The sequence below is a fragment of the Sphaerotilus sp. genome (genome assembly GCF_041083715.1).
In the GTDB taxonomy this organism is placed as follows: Bacteria; Pseudomonadota; Gammaproteobacteria; order Burkholderiales; family Burkholderiaceae_C; genus Sphaerotilus.
Window position 1 is genome coordinate 1 of the sequence record NZ_JBFPGY010000364.1, and the last position, 5,231, is coordinate 5,231.

Sequence of the window (5,231 nt, forward strand, 5' to 3'; positions counted from 1 at the left end):
GCTTCCAGCTCGATGGTGTCACCGGCTTCAATCCCACTGCCGCCACCGTGCTCAACGTGACGCAGGACCACCTCGACTGGCACGGCTCGATGGCCGCCTACGCCGAGGCCAAGGCGCGCCTCTTCGGGCCGGACACCGTGTGCGTGATCAACGCCGACGATGCCCGGGTCGAGGCCATGGCGCCGCGCGATGCCCCTGCGCACGTGGTCCGTTTCGGGCTGGACGTCCCGCGCCGCGTGGGCGACTGGGGGCTGGTGGTCGACAACGGCATGGCCTGGCTGGTGCGTGCGCAGGCGGCGGACGACACGCCGGTGCGTGCGCGCCGTGGCGCCGTGGCGGCACCGGTCGAGACGACGCTGCAGCGGCTGATGCCGGCGGACGCGCTGCGCATTCGCGGTCGCCACAACGCGGCCAATGCGCTCGCGGCGCTGGCGCTGGCCACCGCCGCCGGCGTGCCGCTGGCGCCGATGCTGCATGGCCTGCGCGAATACCGCGGCGAGCCGCACCGCGTCGAATACCGGCACACGATCGACGGCGTCGATGCCTACGACGACAGCAAGGGCACCAACGTCGGTGCGACAGTCGCCGCGCTGACCGGGCTCGGTGCCGACCGGGCGCCGGCGAAGCTGGTCGTCATCCTCGGTGGCGATGGCAAGGGCCAGGACTTCGCGCCACTGGCTGCGCCCGTCGAGCGCCATGCCCGTGCCGTTGCACTGATCGGCCGGGATGCGGCTGCGGTCGGCCGCGTGCTGCAGGACGTGGCCGTGCCGATGCAGACCTTCGCCACGCTCGAAGAGGCCACCCGCTGGTGCTACACCCAGGCGCGACCCGGCGATGCCGTGCTGCTCAGCCCCGCGTGCGCGAGCCTCGACATGTTCCGCAACTACGCCCACCGCGCCGAGGTCTTCAACGACACCGTGCAGGCGCTGGCCAGCGAGCACGGGGAGCTGGGCGCATGAGCGCGATCGGCCGACTCGGTGACTGGTGGAGTCGCCGCACGCGGGCCGATGTGCCGGTGCGCAACTGGACCGCGATGTCTTCGGGCACGCCCACGCGCTGGGTCGGCTTCGACGAGATGCTGGCCTGGGTGGTGGCAGGGCTGCTGTCGCTCGGGCTGGTGATGGTGTATTCGGCTTCGATCCAGCTGCCGGACAACCCGAAGTACGTCAACTACACGTCCAGCTATTTCCTGATGCGCCACATCCTGTCGATCACGCTGGCCATCGTGGCTGCGTGCGCGACGCTGACCATTCCCATGCGCACCTGGGAAAAGATGGCGCCATGGCTGTTCGTGGCAGCGCTCCTGCTGCTGGTCATGGTGCTGATCCCCGGCATCGGTCGGGTGGTGAACCGCTCGCGGCGCTGGATCCCGCTCGGTGTGATGAACTTCCAGCCGAGCGAGCTGGCCAAGCTGGCCATGGCCATGTACGCCGCCAACTACATGGTGCGCAAGATGGACGTGAAGGAAAGCTTCACCCGTGCCGTGCTGCCGATGGCGATCGCGCTGGGCGTGATCGGGCTGCTGCTGCTGGCCGAGCCGGACATGGGGGCCTTCATCGTCATCGCGCTGATCGCGGTCGGCATCCTGTTCCTCGGAGGCGTGAACGGCAAGGTGTTCGCCATCATGGTCGCCACGCTGCTGGGGGCGCTGCTGTCGATCATCTGGCTGTCGCCGATCCGCTGGGAGCGCATCAAGGCGTTCTGGAATCCGTGGGACGAAGCGAACGCGATGGGCAAGGCCTACCAGCTGACCCACTCGCTGATCGCCTTCGGTCGCGGCGAGGTGTTTGGCCAGGGGCTGGGCCAGTCGGTCGAGAAGCTGCACTACCTGCCCGAAGCGCACACCGACTTCCTGCTCGCCATCATCGGCGAAGAGCTGGGACTGGCGGGCGTGCTGGCGGTCATCCTGGCGTTCTTCTGGATGGTGCGGCGCATCTTCATCATCGGGCGCCAGGCGATCGCGCTGGACCGGGTGTTCTCCGGGCTGACCACGCAGGGCATCGGGCTGTGGATCGGCGGACAGGCCTTCATCAACATGGGCGTGAACCTGGGTGTGCTGCCGACCAAGGGGCTGACGCTGCCGCTGCTGAGCTATGGCGGCTCGGCCATCATCCTGACCTGCGTGGCGCTGGCGGTCGTGCTGCGGGTGGACATGGAAAACCGCCAGATCCTGCGCGGCGGAGGCAGCCGTGAACGCTGATCCAGCACGCCATGGCCGGCATCTGGTGGTGATGGCTGCCGGCACGGGCGGCCACATCATGCCGGGCCTGGCCGTCGCGCGCGAACTGCAGGCGCGCGGCTGGCAGGTGAGCTGGCTCGGCACCTCGCACGGCATGGAAAACCGCCTCGTGCCGCCGTCGGGTCTGCCGATGGACACGATCGACTTCGCCGGCCTGCGTGGCAAGGGGGCGTTCGGTGCGTTGCGTGGAGGCGTGCAGTTGCTCCAGGCGCTGGTGGCCTGCCGCGGCATCCTGAAGCGGCGCCAGGCCGACGCGGTGCTCGGCATGGGCGGCTACGTCTGCTTCCCCGGCGGGCTGGCGGCGCACTGGCTCGGCCGGCCGCTGGTGCTGGTCAACGCGGACGCGGGGCTGCTGCTGTCGAACCGTTCGCTGCTGAAGTTCGCGGACCGGGTGGCCTTCGGTTTCGATGGCGATGCGGCCCGTTCGGTGCCGCAGGGCATCGTCACCGGCAACCCGGTGCGTGCCGAGATCGAGGCGATCGCACCGCCTGCGCAGCGCTTCGCCGGTCGCACCGGGCCGCTGCGCGTGCTGGTGGTCGGCGGCAGCCTGGGCGCGCAGGTGCTCAACGAGACCGTGCCGCGTGCGCTGGCCCGGCTGTCCGCGGCCGAGCGTCCTGCCGTCACCCACCAGACCGGCCTGGCGCACCACGAGAAGGTGCGCGCCGCCTATGCGCAGGCGGGGCTGCTCGACCTCGAACACGGCTCGGCCGGCGTCGAGGTCGTGCCCTTCATCGATGACATGGCGCGCCGGCTGGCCGACTGTGACCTGATCGTCTGCCGCGCGGGCGCGGTGACGGTGAGCGAGCTGTGCGCGGCGGGTGTGCCGTCGGTGCTGGTGCCGCTGGTGGTGAGCACGACCGCCCACCAGCGCGACAATGCGCAGTGGATGGCGCAGCACGACGCCGGTCTCCACCTGCCGCAGACCGAGCTGACGCCCGAGCGGCTGGCCGACCTGCTGCGCCACCTCGACCGACCCCGCCTGCTGCGGATGGCGGAGCAGGCCCGCGCGCTGGCGCTGCCGCACGCCGCGCAGCGGGTGGCCGACGAGATCGAACAACTCACCCAGCCTTCCACCAAGACTTCATGAAACACGCGGTCAAGCACATCCATTTCGTCGGCGTCGGTGGCGCCGGCATGAGCGGCATCGCCGAGATCCTGCACAACCTGGGCTATGTCGTCTCGGGATCCGACCAGTCCGATGGCGCGGTCACCCGCCGCCTGGCCGAACTCGGCATCCGCATCCACATCGGCCACGACGCGGCGCACATCGCTGGCGCGCAGGCGGTGGTGACCTCGACCGCGGTGAAGGGCGACAACCCCGAAGTGGTCGCCGCGCGGGCGCAGCGCATCCCGGTGGTGCCGCGCGCGGTGATGCTGGCCGAGCTGATGCGCCTGAAGCAGGGCATCGCCATCGCCGGCACGCACGGCAAGACGACCACCACCTCGCTGGTCACCAGCGTGCTGGCCGAAGCCGGCGTCGATCCGACCTTCGTCATCGGCGGCAAGCTGAACGCGGCCGGCGCCAACTCGGCGCTCGGCTCGGGCGACTACATCGTGGTCGAGGCCGACGAATCGGACGCGTCCTTCCTGAACCTGCTGCCCGTGCTGGCCGTCGTCACCAACATCGACGCCGACCACATGGACACCTACGGCCACGACTTCGCGCGCCTCAAGCAGGCGTTCGTCGAGTTCCTGCACAAGATGCCGTTCTACGGCGCCGCGGTGCTGTGCAGCGACGACCCCGGCGTGCGCTCGATCATGCCGATGATCTCGCGCCCCGTGATCACCTACGGCCTGGGCGAGGACGCGCAGGTGCGCGCGGTGGATCTGCAGGCGCTGCCCGGCGGCCAGATGCGCTTCACCTGCCAGCGCCGCAACGGCGTGGCGCTGGCCGACCTGCATGTCACGCTCAACCTGCCCGGCGAGCACAACGTGCGCAACGCGCTGGCCGCCATCGCCATCGCCACCGAGCTGGAGCTGCCGGATGCGCCCATCGTCACCGCACTGGCGAAGTTCAGCGGCGTCGGCCGGCGCTTCCAGCGCTGGGGCGACCACCCGGCCAGCCACGGCGGCAGCTTCACGCTGATCGACGACTATGGCCACCACCCGGTCGAGATGGCGGCGACGATCGCCGCCGCGCGCGGCGCCTTTCCGGGCCAGCGCCTCGTGCTGGCCTTCCAGCCGCACCGCTACACCCGCACCCGCGACTGCTTCGAGGACTTCGTCAAGGTGCTCGGCACCGCGGACGCCGTGCTGCTGACCGAGGTCTACTCGGCGGGCGAGTCGCCCATCGTCGCGGCCGACGGCCGGGCGCTGGTGCGCGCGCTGCGCGTGGCGGGCAAGGTCGATCCGCTGTTCGTCGACGACATCGCCGACCTGCCGCAGACCATCGCCGAGCAGGCGCTGGGCGGTGACGTGGTCATCGCGATGGGGGCGGGCACGATCGGCGGTGTGCCGGCGCGTGTGGTGGAGCTGGTCGGAGGGCGTGCGTGATGGCCGGGCAATTGAACATCGATCCGCGCAGCCTGGGCAAGGTGGCCGTGCTGCTGGGGGGCACATCGGCCGAGCGCGAGGTGTCGCTGATGAGCGGTGCCGGCGTGCTCCAGGCGCTGCAGTCGCAGGGGGTCGACGCCCACGCCTTCGACCCGGCCGAGCGCGATCTCCATGAACTCAAGGCGCAGGGCTTCGCGCGCTGCTTCATCGCGCTGCACGGCCGGCATGGCGAGGACGGCTGCGTCCAGGGCGCCCTGGAGATGATGGGCATTCCGTTCACGGGCTCCGGCGTGATGGCGTCCGCGATCGCGATGGACAAGGTCATGACCAAGCGGGTCTGGCTGGCCGATGGCCTGCCGACACCGCGCCATGTCTGGCTCGCGCCGGACCAGCAGGACGCGGCAACGATCGCGGCCATGCCCGTGCAGCTCGGCCTGCCGCTGATCATCAAGCCGCCGCGCGAGGGCTCGTCGATCGGCGTGACCAAGGTGACCACCGC

General features: G+C 70.5%; 5 protein-coding genes. All 5 read left to right on the forward strand.

Translation table 11 applies throughout. From position 1 onward, the window contains the following. On the forward strand, nt 1-959 hold a 959-nt coding region (murD, locus tag AB3X43_RS17185), incomplete at its 5' end, for a UDP-N-acetylmuramoyl-L-alanine--D-glutamate ligase (protein ID WP_369431093.1). Then, nucleotides 956-2,200 (forward strand): putative lipid II flippase FtsW, encoded by a 1,245-nt coding sequence (gene ftsW / locus AB3X43_RS17190; protein WP_369431094.1) that lies wholly within the window; start codon nt 956-958, stop codon nt 2,198-2,200. The genes murD and ftsW, both read left to right, overlap by 4 nt. A 31-nt stretch (nt 2,201-2,231) precedes the next feature. Beyond that, nucleotides 2,232-3,326 (forward strand): undecaprenyldiphospho-muramoylpentapeptide beta-N-acetylglucosaminyltransferase, encoded by a 1,095-nt coding sequence (murG, locus tag AB3X43_RS17195; protein WP_369431096.1) that lies wholly within the window; start codon nt 2,232-2,234, stop codon nt 3,324-3,326. Then, nucleotides 3,323-4,732: a UDP-N-acetylmuramate--L-alanine ligase gene (gene murC, locus AB3X43_RS17200; protein ID WP_369431095.1), complete on the forward strand. Its 1,410-nt coding sequence runs from the start codon at nt 3,323-3,325 to the stop codon at nt 4,730-4,732. The genes murG and murC overlap by 4 nt, the downstream gene beginning before the upstream one ends. After that, nucleotides 4,732-5,231, forward strand: a 500-nt coding sequence (locus tag AB3X43_RS17205; protein WP_473965141.1) for a D-alanine--D-alanine ligase, incomplete at its 3' end; no start/stop codon positions are given. The genes murC and AB3X43_RS17205, both read left to right, overlap by 1 nt.

What these genes read in the sequence shown, in the direction of transcription:
- ftsW (WP_369431094.1), top strand. Translation starts at nt 956, where the DNA reads ATGAGCGCGATCGGCCGACTCGGTGACTGGTGGAGTCGCCGCACGCGG.
- murG (WP_369431096.1), top strand. Translation starts at nt 2,232, where the DNA reads ATGGCTGCCGGCACGGGCGGCCACATCATGCCGGGCCTGGCCGTCGCG.
- murC (WP_369431095.1), top strand. Translation starts at nt 3,323, where the DNA reads ATGAAACACGCGGTCAAGCACATCCATTTCGTCGGCGTCGGTGGCGCC.